Origin of the sequence: Streptomyces boetiae (assembly GCF_031845405.1) — a bacterium.
Classification (GTDB): Bacteria; Actinomycetota; Actinomycetes; order Streptomycetales; family Streptomycetaceae; genus Streptomyces; species Streptomyces boetiae.
Genome location: NZ_JAVREN010000140.1, coordinates 1 through 328, shown reverse-complemented (window position 1 = coordinate 328; position 328 = coordinate 1). Strand labels below are relative to the sequence as shown.

Genomic DNA, 328 nt, shown 5'->3' with positions numbered 1-328 from the left:
CCGGGAGTAGTGGTGAGCGAAACCGGAGGAGGCTAAACCGTCTGTGTGTGATACCCGGCAGGGGTTGCGCGGGCGGGGTTGTGGGAGTTCTCTTGATCGTTCTGCCGGACGGTCGGCGAGTAAGAAACCATTGCGGTAGTCGAAGGGCATGCGAAAGGCCCGGCGTAGAGGGTAAGACCCCCGTAGACGAAATCGTGATGGCTCGTTTGAGGGCCACCCAAGTAGCACAGGGCCCGAGGAATCCTGTGTGAATCTGGCGGGACCACCCGTTAAGCCTAAATATTCCCTGGTGACCGATAGTGGATAGTACCGTGAGGGAATGGTGAAA

The 328-nt window shown here is 58.2% G+C and carries 1 rRNA gene; it reads left to right on the top strand.

What is annotated here, in order from left to right:
* Positions 1-328: ribosomal RNA gene (locus RM780_RS27750) — 23S ribosomal RNA — on the top strand; the annotation flags it as partial.